The 17,532-nt window shown below is 44.3% G+C and carries 20 protein-coding genes and 1 pseudogene; 6 read left to right on the plus strand and 15 right to left on the minus strand.

Features of this window, described 5'->3' with window-relative positions:
* The first annotated feature begins 3 nt into the window (after nucleotides 1–3).
* Nucleotides 4–453, plus strand: a complete 450-nt coding sequence (locus C8268_RS20445; protein ID WP_106769374.1) for a GNAT family N-acetyltransferase — start codon at nucleotides 4–6, stop codon at nucleotides 451–453.
* Nucleotides 454–911: 458 nt separating this feature from the next.
* Here the strand turns inward: C8268_RS20445 and C8268_RS20450 are convergent, their stop codons facing one another.
* The 11 genes from C8268_RS20450 to tnpA (C8268_RS20500) all read right to left on the minus strand — a co-directional run bounded on the left by C8268_RS20450 (nucleotide 912) and on the right by tnpA (C8268_RS20500) (nucleotide 8,060).
* Nucleotides 912–1,373 (minus strand): DIP1984 family protein, encoded by a 462-nt coding sequence (locus tag C8268_RS20450; RefSeq protein ID WP_106769375.1) that lies wholly within the window; start codon nucleotides 1,371–1,373, stop codon nucleotides 912–914.
* 16 nt (nucleotides 1,374–1,389) lie between these two features.
* Nucleotides 1,390–2,145: a DUF3891 family protein gene (locus tag C8268_RS20455; RefSeq protein ID WP_106769376.1), complete on the minus strand. Its 756-nt coding sequence runs from the start codon at nucleotides 2,143–2,145 to the stop codon at nucleotides 1,390–1,392.
* A gap of 28 nt (nucleotides 2,146–2,173) precedes the next feature.
* On the minus strand, nucleotides 2,174–2,380 hold the full coding sequence (locus tag C8268_RS20460; protein ID WP_106769377.1) for a DUF4177 domain-containing protein: 207 nt from the start codon (nucleotides 2,378–2,380) through the stop codon (nucleotides 2,174–2,176).
* 44 nt (nucleotides 2,381–2,424) lie between these two features.
* Nucleotides 2,425–2,973 (minus strand): hypothetical protein, encoded by a 549-nt coding sequence (locus C8268_RS20465; RefSeq protein WP_106769378.1) that lies wholly within the window; start codon nucleotides 2,971–2,973, stop codon nucleotides 2,425–2,427.
* A gap of 44 nt (nucleotides 2,974–3,017) precedes the next feature.
* Nucleotides 3,018–3,473 (minus strand): NUDIX domain-containing protein, encoded by a 456-nt coding sequence (locus C8268_RS20470; protein ID WP_106769379.1) that lies wholly within the window; start codon nucleotides 3,471–3,473, stop codon nucleotides 3,018–3,020.
* Nucleotides 3,474–3,536: 63 nt separating this feature from the next.
* Nucleotides 3,537–3,707, minus strand: coding sequence for a hypothetical protein (locus C8268_RS20475; RefSeq protein WP_158702794.1), 171 nt, complete (start codon nucleotides 3,705–3,707; stop codon nucleotides 3,537–3,539).
* A 192-nt stretch (nucleotides 3,708–3,899) separates the two neighbouring features.
* On the minus strand, nucleotides 3,900–5,051 hold the full coding sequence (gene tnpB, locus C8268_RS20480) for an IS200/IS605 family element RNA-guided endonuclease TnpB (protein WP_106769381.1): 1,152 nt from the start codon (nucleotides 5,049–5,051) through the stop codon (nucleotides 3,900–3,902).
* Nucleotides 5,052–5,062: 11 nt separating this feature from the next.
* Nucleotides 5,063–5,461, minus strand: a complete 399-nt coding sequence (gene tnpA, locus C8268_RS20485) for an IS200/IS605 family transposase (RefSeq protein ID WP_106767840.1) — start codon at nucleotides 5,459–5,461, stop codon at nucleotides 5,063–5,065.
* Nucleotides 5,462–5,577: 116 nt separating this feature from the next.
* Nucleotides 5,578–6,003 (minus strand): nucleotidyltransferase domain-containing protein, encoded by a 426-nt coding sequence (locus tag C8268_RS20490; RefSeq protein WP_158702795.1) that lies wholly within the window; start codon nucleotides 6,001–6,003, stop codon nucleotides 5,578–5,580.
* Nucleotides 6,004–6,179: 176 nt separating this feature from the next.
* Nucleotides 6,180–7,238 carry a VanZ family protein gene (locus C8268_RS20495; RefSeq protein WP_106769383.1) on the minus strand — a complete coding sequence of 353 codons (1,059 nt, stop codon included), beginning with the start codon at nucleotides 7,236–7,238 and terminating at the stop codon, nucleotides 6,180–6,182.
* A gap of 348 nt (nucleotides 7,239–7,586) precedes the next feature.
* The gene (tnpA, locus tag C8268_RS20500; RefSeq protein ID WP_106765776.1) at nucleotides 7,587–8,060 is read right to left on the minus strand and encodes an IS200/IS605 family transposase; all 474 of its coding nucleotides are present in this window, start codon (nucleotides 8,058–8,060) and stop codon (nucleotides 7,587–7,589) included.
* A gap of 196 nt (nucleotides 8,061–8,256) precedes the next feature.
* Here tnpA (C8268_RS20500) and C8268_RS23585 point away from each other — a divergent pair, with 196 nt between their 5' ends.
* Complete coding sequence (locus tag C8268_RS23585; RefSeq protein ID WP_420094292.1) at nucleotides 8,257–8,331, plus strand: hypothetical protein; 75 nt, start codon at nucleotides 8,257–8,259, stop codon at nucleotides 8,329–8,331.
* On the opposite strand, the pseudogene C8268_RS20505 reads toward C8268_RS23585, so the two are convergent.
* The 4 genes and pseudogenes from C8268_RS20505 to C8268_RS20520 form a co-directional block, all read right to left on the minus strand.
* Nucleotides 8,313–9,668, minus strand: a pseudogene (locus C8268_RS20505) (erythromycin esterase family protein); the annotation flags it as partial. The gene C8268_RS23585 and the pseudogene C8268_RS20505 sit on opposite strands and share 19 nt — an antisense overlap.
* Nucleotides 9,669–9,783: 115 nt before the next feature.
* Entirely contained in the window at nucleotides 9,784–10,290 is a 507-nt protein-coding gene (locus C8268_RS20510; RefSeq protein ID WP_106769385.1) for a YcxB family protein, read from the minus strand.
* Between the two features lie 159 nt (nucleotides 10,291–10,449).
* On the minus strand, nucleotides 10,450–11,145 hold the full coding sequence (locus tag C8268_RS20515) for a response regulator (protein WP_106769386.1): 696 nt from the start codon (nucleotides 11,143–11,145) through the stop codon (nucleotides 10,450–10,452).
* An 18-nt stretch (nucleotides 11,146–11,163) separates the two neighbouring features.
* Nucleotides 11,164–12,750 (minus strand): ATP-binding protein, encoded by a 1,587-nt coding sequence (locus tag C8268_RS20520; RefSeq protein ID WP_106769389.1) that lies wholly within the window; start codon nucleotides 12,748–12,750, stop codon nucleotides 11,164–11,166.
* Nucleotides 12,751–13,066: 316 nt separating this feature from the next.
* Between C8268_RS20520 and C8268_RS20525 the strand changes: the two genes are divergently transcribed.
* The 4 genes from C8268_RS20525 to C8268_RS20540 all read left to right on the plus strand — a co-directional run.
* Complete coding sequence (locus tag C8268_RS20525) at nucleotides 13,067–14,077, plus strand: Bug family tripartite tricarboxylate transporter substrate binding protein (RefSeq protein ID WP_106769390.1); 1,011 nt, start codon at nucleotides 13,067–13,069, stop codon at nucleotides 14,075–14,077.
* Nucleotides 14,078–14,138: 61 nt separating this feature from the next.
* Entirely contained in the window at nucleotides 14,139–14,594 is a 456-nt protein-coding gene (locus tag C8268_RS20530) for a tripartite tricarboxylate transporter TctB family protein (RefSeq protein WP_106769391.1), read from the plus strand.
* A gap of 19 nt (nucleotides 14,595–14,613) precedes the next feature.
* The gene (locus C8268_RS20535) at nucleotides 14,614–16,140 is read left to right on the plus strand and encodes a tripartite tricarboxylate transporter permease (protein ID WP_106769393.1); all 1,527 of its coding nucleotides are present in this window, start codon (nucleotides 14,614–14,616) and stop codon (nucleotides 16,138–16,140) included.
* A gap of 33 nt (nucleotides 16,141–16,173) precedes the next feature.
* The coding region (locus tag C8268_RS20540; RefSeq protein WP_106769395.1) for an NAD-dependent malic enzyme at nucleotides 16,174–17,532 on the plus strand (1,359 nt) is incomplete at its 3' end.

Raw genomic sequence — 17,532 nt, forward strand, 5'->3', positions numbered from 1 at the left:
ATCATGAAGATACGAAGAGCTCTTCGAGAAGATAGCAAAACGATAAGTAAATTAGCTTATAAATCGAAGGCTTATTGGGGATATACCGAGGAATTTCTTGAACAATGCAGGGAGGATTTGACGGTTAAAGAAGAGTATATCGAGGAAAATCCTGTTTATGTAATGGAAGACAATGCTAAGATCATCGCTTTCTACAGCTTTTCATTAGATGAAAAGAAATTGGAAGCTCTCTTTATAGATCCGGAGTATATCGGTAGAGGATTAGGCCGGATGCTTTGGTCTGATCTAATGAGGAGAGCCAAACAGTTACATTTTAAAGAGTTTACGATCGATAGCGATCCTTATGCAGAAGCATTTTATACAAAGATGGGAGCACAGAAGATAGGAGTAATTCCATCCACCGTTTTTCCAGAACGGTTTTTGTCGCTGATGAATGTCAAGGTTCTTTCGTGAAAATCAAATGATGGTCTCATAGGAGGGTTCCATGTATCTCATTTTCTTAATGGTATGCTTGCTTTTTTCAATACTACTCATCATATTTCAATGGTCGTTTACTTTGCTTCAAAGACTAGAGATTAATCGTTATTTTCCTATCTCATAAATAGAGGGAGCCGCTGGCTCCCTTTTATTACTTTACATGAATCTATTGCATGTAACTCCCCTTGCCCACCCTCACCCTGAACCTTAAATCAACACGTGGTAGTAACATTAAAAAAAGATACACTGTACATGATGACCTGCATCTGTAACAATGATGGGCTAATTTATAACCGTTCAGATTTGGCCCTGCATCTGAGGACTTTCAACTTGACCCGTTGAATGGGTTTGTGCTCACCTTTAAGGTACAAGGGTTACCTGCTCTACATGCTTATGAACATTCTGATTATATCGACAACATCATAACGATGCGTTTAATCTTCAATAAGATCAGTCGTCCAGTTCTTCTCTTGAATACGGAAATCAAGCTCACGGTAGTTCTTGGCCAGCTCATCCACTTGCTTCTGAAGGGCCTTAACTTCAATGATCGTAACAAACTTCACCTCGGAACGCATATAACGGTCCTGGCGAATCGATGCAGATTCCAGCAGCTCGTTCAAAATTTTACGCTTTTGCATGATGTTATCCCGCTCCACAAGAACATCAGCAAGGCTTTTCCCGTCAGCTAAAATGGTCTGCGAATTGGTCTTATTGATCTTCTTGATCCACCCAGTCAACTCTTCCATCGTTCGATCCAGTTCAACCAGAAGATCTTCGGGATTCTCGGCAGGCTGCTCCCCTTCCTGTACTTTCGCTACTCTCTCCAATCGCACCTTCAATTGAGCGATTCTACGTTGACAATCCGCACGCAATACTAAAGCTTCAGCAAGTTTCATTAGGAGTCCTCCTTTTTTATACAAAAGTAACCTTAAGCTCTGTCCAATCGCTCTCCAGATAAGCTTCATGAATGCCGACTTCTCTGATCCGCTGCTTCGGAACATGCTTGTTCCGTAAAACAGCACTCCATTCTTGTGTAAAAAGCTGTGGAGTGATCCGAATCTCATGATCGCTGACCCACTCGGCAACAAACTTTTGACCGTCTATCAAACTGTTAAAACCATCTTTGAACCAGGGATGCTCTTCTTCTTTAGCGATCCCTTCCCGATTCATACAGACATATAATGATATATTATCGCACAGCTGGAGCAGCTGGAAATGCCTTGCGATGACCTGTTCATCTGGAGCATTCAACTTCTCTCTCAAGCGTTTCTGCCGTGCCAATTCACTTTGATAGAATGCAAGCTCAGATTCCTGCAAAGATTGCTGATCCGATTGAAAAAATGACGCATAATACATACTGCACAGCAGGGCCGCATAATAGCTCATCTCTTCGGTTTCATCCAAACCCATCCGGTACATAGCCAGCTTCGGCAGCACCGGATAATCTATGAATGAAAATGGAGCTTTGCTCCGGTCATTCCAGATCGGCACATCATCCATACGAATCCAGCTCCGATCATGCTCCCGGATGGCCAAGAGACAATCATCCCTGTACTTGCTATCTAAAAACCATTCCTCCCGAAGCCCTTTAGCCACTTCCTCAGAAAATTGTGCATGGTCATTCTGCCTGGTCATTACAAAAGCAGATTCAGATTCCCGATTAATCATGGAATCCCTCCTTAGCTTTCAGCTTTAACTATCCAACTGTATAGGCTTGCCTTTTGAACACCATAATGATGTCCCTTGACTGCCCTTGACCCTGACTTGTATCAAAACACGAAACCAGCTCCCAGCCTTCATATCCATATTGATTTAACAGTTCATCCATGTCTGCTTGGTTTACTTTACCACCTAAAAAACCGCCAGTTTGATACTTAACCGTCTTATATTCCCATTGAACCATCCAACATCCCCCTAAATTTAGGCCCCTATGTACGGAAGCATTTGCTAAAAGGTCTCATATTCTTTTACGGTCAACTCAATCCTGTCTTTATAGACCTTCCCCAAGTGGTCCTTCCACTCAATTTCCAGATAGGATCGATCCATATCTTCACGTGTCAACAGCTGCTCCAAGGGAGTAGCCGCTCCTGAAATTGTACCAACGTCTCTGACCTTTGGAATAGCAACGCTGCTATTAGAGGATATAGATCCTCCAAGGACAGTATCGCTTGGCCGTCCCTCTTGTTGCTCGTAAAATCTATAAGAAAAATAAGAAATGTTATTCAGATCTGCCTCATTACCCAAATAAGTTATTTTTCCGGAGCCCCTCCAAATTGACGCATCGGACGTCTTGATAACCTTATAGTCTTCTATCTTCCACCGTGCGTCCCCGGAATCTTCCCCTTCCAGAACAAACAATTCCGTTCGCTCACGGCTAGAACTTGTGCTAGCTGCCTTGTTGTTTTGAGAAAAAAGCAAATATATCGTCACAATATTGGTAACAAACAGTCCGGTTAAGAGCCAAACACCCCATTGCAACCATTTTTTATGCTTCATATGACCCCTTTCCTGCTGATTTAACAGCGATCAAAGGAAATAATTTAATTGGTATCTCCAATATATCGCGATGTTGAAACACCCTCCATTAACGGCTTCACCAACGCGTCCGGATAGATCCGGATTTCATTCAGACGAGAAAGCTCAATCCATTCAACACCGATCTGGTATTCATCCGGATTATGACCGTTAAACACCTCGTCTTCAGTAGCTAATTCACATTCAAAATAAAACTCCACCTGATGAATATCGCTATCCCACTGCGTAAATTGATGATTCTTGCCTATGTATTCCCGGATAAACATGATATCCTTCACCTCAACACGGGAGCCAATTTCTTCAAGACATTCTCTGACAACCGCGTCTTTCAACTCCTCATATTTCTCCTGACCACCGCCAGGAAACAGATAGAAAACACCATCCCGATCCACATTTTTTGTCAAAAGAACCCGTTCATTCTGTATAATGACCGCCTTGGCCGAATTGCGAATTGGTTTCATAATGATGTACTCCTCTATGTATGTATATTCCCAGTGAGTTGCTCAAGCTTAAAAGCTCAAAATTTACTTTTTTCCGATGGAGAAGCCGGCGAACAAAGGGCCCCCGAGCGGTTTATAGATGTCATGCACCATTTGAAATATAGGCTGCTTCTCATTGTGTTGAGAGTAACTATCCAATGCATCGAAAAAACGCTCGCTCATCTCGGGATTCCAAGATTCGAATATTCTAGTCAATGTCTTGCCCCTTCCTGTCCACTGACCATTCATTCTAAGAATGAATTCGATCAACTGAATGGAGAGAGTGTTCAATGTTATCAAAGCTTCTCTACGATTATGACTATCCTTGAACTACCCCCACTTAACGCTCTTACGAGCTGTTTGAAGTGGGAGATTCCTAAGAACACCAGCGTAACCGCCAGTTATTGATTAGGCTATCCCCGTAGTTCCTACGGTTAGAAGCCTTATAGCTTCGTTTTTAAGATTTTGTCCTGCGTTAATATCTCTATCGTGATGCATGCCACAAGAAGGGCAATCCCACTCACGAAGGTTGAGATTCTTAACGTCTTTATTTTGGTAGCCACAGCACGAGCAAAGTTGACTGGAAGCAAATGTTTTGGATACAGCAACTACTTGTTTGCCATACCATTTTGCTTTGTACTCAAGTATGGTTCTAAATTGCGACCATGATGCTTCACTGATTGCTTTAGCTAACTTGTGGTTTTTTAGCATTTTTGACACTTGCAAATCTTCGATACCGATTACATCGTGGTTTTTGATGATTTCTGTAGTGATTTTTTGCAAATAGTCTGTTCTTGCATTAGCTATTTTTTCGTGAATACGCGCTACTTTACGTTTTTGCTTTTGATAGTTCTTTGCTTCATCTAGTTTACTTTTTCGTTTTAATGCTAATTCCTGTCGTCTAGACAGAATACGTTGTTCTTTTACTCGTTTTTCTTCTAATGTGCGAAACCATTTAGGGTTGCCAAATATTTGCCCTGTCGAAAGAATCGCAATATCTTTAAGACCAACGTCAATACCGACAGAAGAACCTGTTTTTTCGAATGGTTGCACTTCTGTTTCAGCAAGAATGGATACAAAGTATTTACCACTTGGATTTCGTCTGATTGTAGCGTTAAGAATACGACCTTCAACCTCACGACTTTTTGCAAACTTGACTAATCCAAGTTTGGGTAACTTGATTTTGTTTCCTACAATCGTCATATTGCCGTTCGTATGCTTTGTTGTGTAGGTTTGTACTTTATTCTTTTTAGACTTGAATCGTGGTGCTTTATTCTGTTTCTTGAAAAATCGTGAATACGAATCGGCAAGGTTTTTAAGTGAGGATTGGATAGCAATGCTATCGACTTCTTTCAACCATGCTAATTCTTTTTTTAACTGCGTTAATTCGGCAGAACATGAATTGTAAGTTAATCCTTTGCCTGTTTCCTTATATGTATCGTTCCAACGTGCTAAAAAGTGATTAAATACGAAACGAGAACAGCCAATAGTCTTTGCGATTAAGATTTCTTGTTCTTTGTTTGGGTAGATACGGAATTTGTATGCTTTGTTGACCAACATTGCTTTTCACCTCACTTTAGTCCTTGATTTTCGATATACTTTTTAACTATGTTGATGGGAGAACCACCCGTAGTTAGTAGACAAAAACTTCTTGACCAAAACATTTCTTTCCATAATTTTTTTCTTGCTTGTGGAAAGTCTTTTTTAATCATTCGTGAACTTGCACTCTTGTAAGCATTAATGAATTTTGATAATTCAGTGTTTGGATGTGCTTTGAATAGAATGTGAATATGGTCAAAATCATGATTCCATTGAACTAATGATATGTTGTATTTCTTGCCTAATTTTATAAACATATCTTTTGCATAGTCAGACATTTCGTCGTCAAAGACTTTTCTACGGTATTTAACAACGAATACAAGGTGGTAGTACATCAAGAACACTGAATGGTTATTACTATGTAATTTCATGGATATAATCAGCCTTTTTTTGTATAAGACTGATTATATCATAGCGTAAAAAAGGGACAACTTTTAGGCTTACGCTTAACTGACATTCATCTCTCTCTTACTCATTGGGATACGCTCTACATATTCCTTGAAGTGGGAGTCTTCTGTCGGAAAACGATAAAATAACGTGAGGCTTCAATAAACTCTTTGCTGAGAGGTTCCGGTCCCAGGGCCATATTAGCTGCACCAGCGTCCCGGATCATTTCTAAACGTCCGTCATCCTTTAACATTTTCCCGTTTACCAGCATTGAAGCAAGAATCGGTCTGCCCTGTTCCCGTTCGGACTGAAACTGAGCCAGACACGATTCAAAATTATGAGTAAAACACTCAATGCGCCAGCCATATTCCTCAAAGCTTTCTCGGTAATGATGGATACCATCTTGGATGATTACAATATCCAGATCAGAGGTTGGCGTCTCTTCTCCTCTGGAAGCGCTGCCTGCTAAAATTGCCACACTGCAATCGGGGAATTGATCATTCACAAACTTTATTGCTGCTTCCATAGCCGGATATCTCATATATATCACCTCGCGTGAAATTACGCTTCCTTACTTAACCCTTTTCTTTACCCCGCCTGCTTCAATCTCCAAACCATTCTTCCATATTGTAACAAATCAGGCGATTGAAATGTCCAAAATGTTGTAACTCTCAAGAAATAAATGACTGAATATTTCCTATATTAAGTAATGGCATGGTCTGTACCGCTCTTCTCTTCATGAAACAGCCGCTGTTTGCGTCCAAGGAGACATATCAAGACATGTATAAAGACAACCGCATCCAAGAGAAATAACCCGATAAAGTACATCGGTTCCAAAATACCGGGAAAATTCAAACTCAAAGATAGCGCATGTAGGCCACCAAATAATAGATACAGCAACCCGTTCCGGATTAAAATTTTACGCAAGCTAAGATGCTCTCCTTGACCGGTTATACGAATACGCACAAACGCTTTACCAATGGTTCGCCCCTCTTTCAAATAAGGTACCAGAATAAAATACACAAATGTTGCGAGAAAGTACGCGCCCGGAACATGCAGTAAACCAAGCAGAAGGATAACCGGGGTCAGCACACTCCAGTCCACTATAAATGCTATTGCCCGGCGAGTATAACTGACCCGTTTTTGTGAAAGATCCACCTGTTCATCCAGACGCGGCAAATGTTTATAAGCCCACTCAGCAATCACATATCCGATCATTCCCCCAAGCGTGTTCAAGATCAGATCGTCCACATCAAACAGACGATATGGATAATCATAGTATCCGTAAATTCCAGTCACCTGGGTCACTTCGAAAAATAACGACAAACCGAATGAAGCGATAAGACAGGTCTTCCAGCCCTTGCGCCAGTAATAACGCACAAACATGCCGAAGGGCACAACCAGCGCAATATTAAAAACGACCTGTAAAAAAGCTCTTTCCTTAAAAATCCGTACATAGGTCGATGGATCAGTCCATACAACCCGTGTCTCCTTCACAATATCCTGTATAAAATTCATCGGAATCAACTGCATATAAGTCGACATAGGCTCATTATGTCTTGATGCAGGCATTGGCAGAATAACAAGGTACAGAGCGTTCATTAAATAAAGTAAAAACAAATACAGCAAAATTCCGCGAATTTTATTAAAATAACCGTGCTTTCGGTATTGCATCACAAGGATTGGAATGGCACACAGCATGGCCGCTACAGGAAAGGTCAAAAACGCAGTCAATATCGGCACCAAGTATGAATCCAACACGTTAATCCCCGTCCTCTTTCATGTAATATACATTTATTGTAGCGTGCCAAGGTTAAAACAAGAGGCGTCCCTGTTTAAAAAACGTTTAAAAATTGCAGAAACTTGTTTTAAGTTCAATCACGAATAATCAACGAAATGGCCGGATTTTGCTGTATCTTCTTTGTCATTGTGATCGTTTAAAGAAGCTGTTCTAGGATGTTTATGAAGAATCATAACCACCCGTCCAACGGGTGGTTTGCTCTTGGGGTATAACCCCCTGTTGCCAAACTGCGCCTAAAGACGCTAGCCTGACCATAAAATTGTTCAGGCTCAGTGTAATTGTCACTTTCACTTACCAGTTAAACTGGTTTACTCCCTCTTGCTACGGTTTCCGCTGAATGGATCTTCGTACTCTTTCACACTCAGTTTATCGACTGCTTGGTCATGTGCTTCTTGTTCACGAATATATTTAGCGACGGTTGCTTCATTTAAGCCCACTGTGCTAACGTAGTATCCCTCCGCCCAAAATTTTCGATTTCCGTATTTATACTTCAAATTGGCATGCTTCTCGAATATCATTAGGGCGCTTTTTCCCTTCAGATATCCCATAAATGATGATACCGAGATTTTTGGAGGAATCGCTACTAACATATGTACATGATCGGGCATCATGTGACCTTCTATGATCTCCACCCCCTTGTATTTACATAAACGTTTGATGATTTCGATCAAGTCTTTCCTCACTTGATTATAGATCTCTTTCCGTCTATACTTCGGGGTGAACACTATGTGGTATTTGCACATCCACTTAGTATGAGCTAAACTATAGCTCTTGTTTGCCATCTAAGACCATTCCTTTCAATTGAGCCTGAACATCTCAATTTTATCGGGATGGTCTTATTGGTCAAACCCTCGATCCCTCCACCCGCATAGCGGGTGGTTTTATGTTTCGCACGCTATCGCGTGCTCAACTGACTAAAGTCGTAATAAAAAAGGCCAACCCGTAAACACGGTTTGACCTATTATTAATACCTATTCCATAGCTTTTGATGAAGACAATCGGATATACTCCGGAGGCGTCACGTTATCGATGAGCAAAATACCATCATATTGATCTCGGGCAATGAGATTTTCCGGGAGCGTGCCCCAGCTGTAAGTGTAACGCGGTTCGAACATCCATGAATTCCCCTGATCCTTGATCTGATAACGCAAATCTATAAAAGTATACGGTGAGCCGCTAGCGGACAATATCGACTCGATTGATCCAGGCTGCAACGGGAGAATATCATATATTTGTCCCGAATTGTCTGCCATTGTACCGCTTGCAGGATATAAACCGAGGACATAGCTTTGTTCTTTCATTTCCTCGGGCAACATTTCTCCCATGAACTTCACAGGATATGGTGTTCCTATCACTTCACTGTGTGCTTTACGAACATGATCGTTATGGCCCCAAACGATAAATTTCTCTTTCGGGTAAACATCATTTGCAAGCCACATCAGATTGTCCAGCATCACCTGATCTCGCCATTCCATTGTTTTGAGAAACCAGGTATATTCTCCTTCAGCCATGCCAATATTCATGTTAATACATAATTCCACATACTCCTTGGCAACGTCTATCCGGTTAAGCAGTGTTCTCTCTAGAAGAACAGGCAGCTTGGGATTGTCAGGGTACAGCTCCATTAGGTGAGCGTGGCTTGCTTCCGTTTGAACTGCTTTTAGGACATCCTCGTACACTTGAATCAATGGGGCTTTCTCTTGCTGGTAAGCTTTAAGATCTATCCCTAGAGAATATTCAATCATCTTCTTTTCAACCTCTTGCAAGCGCTGAGCGAGCTTCTCGTCTTCCAGCCAACTGCCATTTAGGTGTGGGTATTGAAATTGCATATCAAAGCCGGTAAGTATTAGCGGGTCTTCTGTGGTTTGGGTCGATTTTATATATTCGAATAATGGCAGCGTCTCTTGTGTCCACCATACGCCAAAAACAGAATTTTTCATCGTCTGCTCCGCACTCTGTGAGCCCGATTGACCATAGGCCAGCGAAGCATTACCTAAACCGCTTTCAAAAGCAAGCACATTATAGCCCATCTCCTGATGCAGGAATTGGATCAAACGAGTCTTCGCCAAATTGAATTCGCTCACACCATGGGAACTTTCCCCCAGAAAAACAATTCTCTTATCTTTTAGCAAAGGCTTCAGCATCTCCAAGTCTTTAAACTGTTCTCCCCCTGCGTTGATGTCAGCTGGTTGAATCGTGTCTAGCTTATTAGCATGATCCCTGGTCCAAGACTCCCATTCAGCGATCACTTCAGTCGATGTACGGACTTCAGTTACCTGTCCTTGTATCGTTTCAGCAGCATATGCACTGCTGCCTGCCAATACCGAACTGCCTAAAACCGACGCTGTTAATGCAATTGCCGCCAGCCTGTTTTTTATCATCAACCACATACACCCCTTCAAGAATAGTCATCATTTCCCAATAGAGTTATTTTACAACACCCTTGTCTTTTGACAATATATTTGTAAAAGTTAAAAAAGCCCGGCATGCAATGCCGAGCTTTTTCTAGCCCCCAATAAATGACTTGTTCGCATATTGCTGCACCGTCTGTATAAACTTCGCTTCCTCTTGTTGATCTGTAAAAGATCTTTTAGGAACGATGGTGGCCTGAAGTTGGTTTAAAAAAATATAAATATTCTCCTTATCCTGCCTTAACTCATGAATTCCGCTCCATCCGCAGGTTGACTGGCTTCGATCCGTTGAATCGAACACCCCTTGTTCATTGATCTCTATAATATGCTTGCCAAGTATTCCGTCATTTTTCTTGACCAGGCTCATCGTTCTTCTCTTGATTCTGTACAAAAACAATACATCCGCCAACCCGCCGATAATGACACCGACAACGATCGCGAAAGCCCAGCCGGAGCCAAGCAGCTTCGACACAATGATACAAGAGACCGGGATGCTCAGCAAACTAAGGATCATAGATATTTTGTACTTGGGCAAATTAAACATCACATACTTATTGAATTTCCAAAAATCTTCTTGATTCAAGTCTATTTCAACTTTCATGAATATATCTTCCCCCCGATTTTATAATATCCGGTTTTGATTCCATCTTCTTCAGCCCCTTCTAGTATAAGCGAACTTGTAATATATGAACATTCCCCCTCTACTTTCGCATCGAACATAAACAGCGTGCATCACATAATCGACACACGCCGGCCATAACTATTGGAATTCTGCCTTTCGATACACCCTCTCCGGCCTTCCGACCGTACCGTATGAAATGTCCGCTTCCAGCATTCCCTTCTCTACGAAGTATTCCAGATACCTTCTCGCTGTCGTACGACTGAATCCTCCGCGCTTGCCCAGCTCTTCGGCGGTCCAAACCGCATCCGCCTCTTCGATATATGTCCAAATCTTTTCACTTGTCAGCTTATCAATACCTTTCGGTAAATACACATCTCTGTCCAGCCGTTCCCAGTTGCGCCATAACAGCTGATCAACACCCTGTTGATCAATCTGCTTGTTTGAACCGCCAAGCTGTTTCAATTGCTCATAATATTTACGATAGGCCTTCAACTTTTCCTGAAAGCGATCGAATACAACGGGCTTGATCATAAAATCATACACCCCGCCGCGAATCGCTTCCCTCACCGTGTCAAACTCCTTCGCCGCCGTAATAATGATGACGTCTGTAGAAGGATACCCCCACTGGATATGCTGTAGCAGATCGAGTCCCGACATATCAGGAAAATACAGATCAAGCAGCACCAGGTCAGGCGACAAAATTTCTAATTGCTCATGTGCCTGAAGCCGAGTCGTTGCAATACCTACGACCTCGAACCCGTCAACCTTCTCAACAAACCGTTGATTGATGCTGGCGATGCGAATATCATCTTCAATGATCACGACCCGTATCATGGATACCCCCCCTTATTTTTACGGAAACTTTTTTGGAATCGTAACCGTGAATACCGCGCCACGCCCAGGCGCATTATGGTAGTCAATAGTACCATTTAACTGCTGCACAACTACATCAACGTTAGATAATCCGAATCCCCGGTGATGGCTTTTACCCTTTGTGGAATACCCAACTTCAAGCAGGCGGTCTAAGCTAGCCTCTAAAATACCGTTCCCGCTGTCAGAGACTTCGATCTTCAGTTCGTCCCCCTTGTCCCAAAGCCATATCTTTACCCACTTCATGTCAGAGCTTGAGTCCAGTGCCGCTTCCATCCCGTTATCGATCAAATTCCCAATAATGGTCACAAGCTGATTCGGGCTGATATGATGAGGAATATCCTTAAACGAGCTGTCTCGATCAATTTCGAGCTGTACCCTCAGCTCACTTCCCCGATTAAACTTTCCAATCAGGATGCCTGCAATAATCGGGTCCGGAATTTCCTGCAACAGGAATTGAATTAAATTTTGATGTACATCGGTTTCATGCGTGATCAGATCCATCGCTTCCTGATAAGATTCCAGCTGAATAAGCCCATAAATCGTATACAGCTTGTTGGAGTATTCATGTGACTGGGCACGCAGCGCTTCGGCATACCTCTTTACCTGGGTCAGTTCTTCCGTCAGACGAAGCAGCTCGGACTTGTTGCGGAAGCTGGATACGGCTCCAACAATCTTATGATCGGTATCATAGATGGGCAATCGGTTAACTACGACCTTGCTTTTATGTATAACCATCTCCTGATCTTTCTGCGCTTCTCCTGTCTGTATGACCTCCATCAACTTGCTGTCCAGAACGACATCCTGAATGTGGCGTCCGGTAATTGTCTCCCTCTCCGCCGGATCTAGCAGCTTCATCGCTGTATGGTTCGCCAATGTGATAATGCCCTTTCTGTTAATGGCGATTATGCCTTCATGAATCGTTTCCAATATCGCCTGTTTTTCTTGGTACAAAAGACCGATCTCCTTCGGCTCCAGCCCGTGAATCGACTTCTTGACACTGGAAGATATCAATATGGCGCCTCCACACCCGATGATCAAAGCAACACCGGCTAGTAAAATAACGCGGTGGCGGTATGATCGTGAGGTAGCTTCGATATCCTCCATCAAGAAACCGACCGATACAATCCCGACGATCTCATCCTTATCATTATAAATTGGTGTCTTCCCCCGAATTGCAGGTCCCATGGACCCGATTGCCTTCGATATGATACTCTCGCCCTTAAGCACGGGTCCATTATCACCACCAACCATCTTCTTTCCTAGCCGATCCGGCAAAGGGTGCGCATAACGGATTCCTTCGCGATTGCCGATAACAATATACTCCGCATCGATCTCCAGCCGAATTTCCTCTACTACAGGCTGAATAATAGAGGAAGGGTCTTCTTCTTCAAACGCCTTCTGAATCACATCGATCTCCGCAACGGCCTTCGCCAGCTTCAATGCGGAAGAGCCTATATTTTTCTCAAGTGTATTAACCAGAATCCGCTCAAAGCTAAAACTTAGAGCAACGATAACGAAAAACAACAGCGTAGCGATAAGCAAAATAAGCCTCGTCTGTAACCGCATTCAATCGCCTCCAGGCTGATGGTCGAATTAGAGCAGAAACGGCTTCAATATCCTTTTAAAAGGGCAACAAGCGTCTTGGGCGAGAACTAGAATGTATGACACTGATTTTATTTATTGTAATCTACATCACACCGACAACAAAGCCCCCAAGCAAAAATATCATAAATTTTATGAACAAAATTATCAAAATAAACCTTTTTCAACTTATTTGCCAATTCTATTCAATCTGTAATTGTAATGATAGTATAAAGTAACTCATCTCAGTAAGCGCTTACACTTATCCGTTTTCGATATATATAAAGGAGGATTTAATCTGATGAAACGAACCAGCCTGAAAATGATAGCTGCCGGGCTCGTGCTCACAATGAGCTTGACAGCCTGCAGCTCTAGCGGAAAAAACGCCGGCTCCAGCGATTATCCATCCAAGCCAATTATCGTTACAGCACCTTCAGGTGCCGGTGGTGGATGGGACAAAACAGCACGCTCCCTCACCAAAGTATTAACAGAAACGAAGCTGATCGAACAGACCATGACCGTCGAGAACAAGCCGGGCGGTGGCGGGACCGTATTCCTTGGAGAATACGTAGCGAAGGACAATGATGACCCTTATAAACTGTTTGTCAGCTCCCCGCCGATTCTGATCAACAATCTGAAAAAAGAAGGTAACAGCCCGTATGGATACAAGGATGTTACTCCGTTAGCCCAGTTAACGAAAGACTTTGGAGCGATTGCCGTACCTGCCGATTCCAAGTATGACACCCTGGAGTCGTTAGTTCAAGCGATTAAAGACGACCCTTCTTCGGTAACGCTCGCCGGTGGATCAGCTCCAGGCTCAATGGACCATCTGATCAGTGTATTACCGGCTTTCAAATCCGGCGTGGACCCGAAGACGGTGAAGTACCTTTCTTATGATGGAGGAGGCGAAGCCATCGCTGCGCTTCTTGGCAAAAATGCAGATGCCATCGGTACCGACGTCTCTTCTCTTGGCAGCTATCTTAAAGCTGGAAAAATCAAAATTTTAGCCGTCACTTCAAGCGAACGTCTCGGCGGCGACTTCAAAGACATCCCAACACTGAAGGAGTTCGGTCTGGATACCGAATTCACCATTTGGCGCGGCGTATTCGGTCCGAAAGATTTAACAGAAGATCAGCTCGCGTTCTGGGATAAAACGCTGAGTGAGCTTTCCAAGAGCGAAGCTTGGCAGGAAGAACTCAAGGCCAACGATTGGGTAAGCGAATACAGAAATGCAGCTGACTTCAAAACATTCCTAGAAGAGCAAGAGAAAGACGTTCAAGAACTGCTCACAGCCCTAGGTATGCAAAAATAAAGCACCAGAAGGAAGGGGACGATCGTTCCCTCTTTCTTTTCATCTTTAGGAGGTGTCATCCTTGAACAAAACGTTCGACCGTTATGCCAGCATCATCTTCCTGCTCCTTGGCATCGGCTTCATGTGGCAGAGCACCAAATTCAGCTCGTCCGCATACGGGAGCACTGTCGGCCCCAACATTTTCCCCTTTGGACTGGGGCTTATCCTTGTGCTGCTGAGCATTCGTTTATTTTATGAGGCTTTAAAAGCAAAACCAACTTCGCAACAGAGTAAAAAGCTGGACTACAAACGATTCATGATGATTTTTGGCGCTGCGTTCCTCTATGCCTTTTTTCTTGAAGATATCGGGTATATCATCGGCACGTTCTTGTTTCTCTTATTTTCATTTCAAACGTTGGAAAGAGGCAAATGGCTGAAATCCATTCTTATATCCGCCCTGTTCTCCGGCGGGGTATATGTCATCTTTGTCGTCTTGCTGGAAGGTTCCATGCCGGGCTTCCCGTCTTGGCTATCATGAGCATGGGGAGGAATGAACGATGAATGTTTTAGAATATTTGGCGGATGGCTTTATGACCGCCTTGCAATGGTATAATCTTCTCTTCGCCTTTATCGGCGTCTTAATCGGAACTTCAGTCGGCGTGCTTCCGGGCATCGGTCCGATGAGCGGTGTCGCACTTCTGATTCCCGTTACGGCCTCTATGACCAGCGGCCTTCCGCCGGAAGCAGCCGCTACCAGCTCGATCATTCTCCTGGCAGGCGTCTATTACGGTGCGATGTACGGCGGCTCCACAACATCGATCCTGCTGAACACACCCGGAGAATCCTCATCCGTTGTTACAACGCTTGATGGTTATCAGATGGCCAAACAAGGCAGAGCTGGCCCTGCGTTATCGATCGCAGCCATCGGCTCCTTTGCAGCCGGACTGTTCGCACTTGTCGCACTGATTCTGCTGGCACAGCCGCTATCCGATGTAGCGATCAATTTCGGTCCGGCCGATTATTTCTCGCTTATGCTGCTTGGCCTGTGCGCCGTTAGCGGACTTGCGGGCAAGTCTATCACAAAGGCGCTGATTATGACTGTGCTCGGTTTGCTGCTGGCTACCATCGGCATGGATACCGTTTCCGGTGTTGCCCGCTTCACCTTTGATATTCCGATTTTATACTCCGGGCTAGAATTTCTGACGATTGCCGTCGGTTTATTCGCCCTTGGTGAAGTGTTCAAAACGATATTGGAGAAGGACTATGGATCGGGTACCACCTCGAAGATCGGTCGTATCCTCCCAACACGCAAAGATATGAAGGATAGCGCAGGTCCTATCGCCCGAGGCTCGATTCTTGGCTTCTTCATCGGTATTCTGCCAGGCGCCGGTGCGACACTTGCTTCTTTCTTCAGTTATATCGTTGAGAAAAAAGTAAGCAAGAAACCGGAAACCTTCGGCAAAGGTAACATCGCTGGTGTAGCTGCTCCGGAATCAGCGAACAATGCTGCATCCGGCGGGGCAATGATCCCCCTGTTGACCCTTGGTATTCCAGGTTCCGGCACAACCGCCATCCTGATGGGGGCGCTCATTATGTACAACATTCAACCAGGCCCACTGCTGTTTGAGGAACATCCTGATGTTGCATGGGGTCTGATTGCAAGTATGCTGATCGGGAACTTTTTCCTTCTCGTATTGAACATGCCGTTAGTAAAAGTATTTGCAAAAATTATTCAGACACCGGCAAAGTACCTGATGCCGATCATTATTGCAATCTCCATTTTCGGCGTTTACGCCGTTCAAGCGCAGGTGTTCGACCTGATCTTGCTGCTCGGATGCGGTATTGCCGGCTTCTTGCTCGCTCGCAACGACTTTCCGCTGGCGCCGCTTGTACTCGGACTCGTCCTCGGTCCAATGATCGAGAACAACATGCGCCGGGCACTGACGACATCAAACGGCGATTTCATGATCTTCCTGCGGGAACCTATTTCACTCACCTTCCTGATCATTGCTGTTCTGTGGATCGTCGTGCCGATTCTGCTTAAGAAAAGAGGAAAAGAAGTTGTTATAAATGAAGAAGGCTAACTACACGTATATCGATATGCCAAGGAGGCAGCTATGAATACCAGCAAATTAGGTGGAAAAAGTATTATTGCGCGCATCGAAATGAATATTGATGAAGTCAATTTTGGTCAGGTAACGGCTGCCATCTTCGAAGCAGGCGGCGACATCGTTGCCATAGATGTCATACAGACAAGCAAGCACAAAACAATTCGTGATGTCACCATCACCGTAATCGACACCGTCGATATCGAGATCATTACCGAGCGAATCCGAAGCATGCCCGGTGTTCGGCTCCTTCATCTATCGGATCGCACCTTTTTGCTTCACCTGGGAGGCAAGATCGAAACCAAGCTTAAGACGCCGATCCAAAACCGTGACGATCTCTCACGTGTTTACACGCCGGATGTCGCACGAGTATGCATGGCTATTCGGGATGAACCTCGCAAAGTCTTTTCGCTTACCATGAAGCGCAACACCGTCGCCGTCATTTCCGACGGCAGCGCCGTCCTGGGGCTCGGCAATATCGGTCCTCATGCCGCTATGCCTGTTATGGAAGGTAAATCGATGCTCTTCAAGCAATTTGCAGATGTCGACTCCTTCCCGATCTGTCTGGATACCCAAGACACGGAAGGCATTATTTCTATTATCAAGGCAATCGCCCCGGCGTTCGGCGGCATTAATCTTGAAGATATTTCTTCCCCGCGCTGCTTCGAGATCGAACAGCGACTACGCGAGGAACTGGATATCCCGGTATTCCATGACGACCAACATGGAACGGCTGTCGTTTTGTATGCAGCCTTGATCAATGCACTTAAAGTGGTAGGTAAATCTGTCGAAGATTTAAAGGTCGTTGTCTGCGGAATAGGTGCTGCCGGTACCGCCTGCACCAAAATTCTTTTGTCAGCAGGAGTGAAAAACATCATCGGGGTTGACCGTGCCGGCGTACTAACGGCAGATGAAACCTACGACAACCCGATGTGGCAATGGTACGCTCAGCATACCAATCCGAACCGGGAGTCTGGAACGCTGCAAAAAGCTGTTCAAGGTGCGGACGTATTCATCGGGCTGTCTGCTGGCGGTATTTTGAAAAGAGAAGATGTTCAGTCGATGTCCGAGCGTCCCATTGTCTTTGCGATGGCCAATCCAGAACCGGAGATTCTACCAGAAGAAGTCGAGGATATCGTAGGTGTCATTGCAACCGGCCGTTCAGATTATCCGAACCAGATTAACAATGTGTTATGCTTTCCCGGCATCTTCCGTGGAGCCTTGGACTGCAGAGCATCTGAAATCAACGAGGAAATGAAGCTGGCAGCTGCAGAAGCAATTGCTTCTGTAGTAACCGAATCCGAACGAAGCCGGCATTACATTATTCCGAGCGCCTTCAACCAGCAAGTCGTAAGCGGCATACGAGAT

The sequence above is a fragment of the Paenibacillus faecalis genome (assembly GCF_900289175.1).
GTDB lineage: Bacteria > Bacillota > Bacilli > Paenibacillales > Paenibacillaceae > Paenibacillus_AQ > Paenibacillus_AQ faecalis.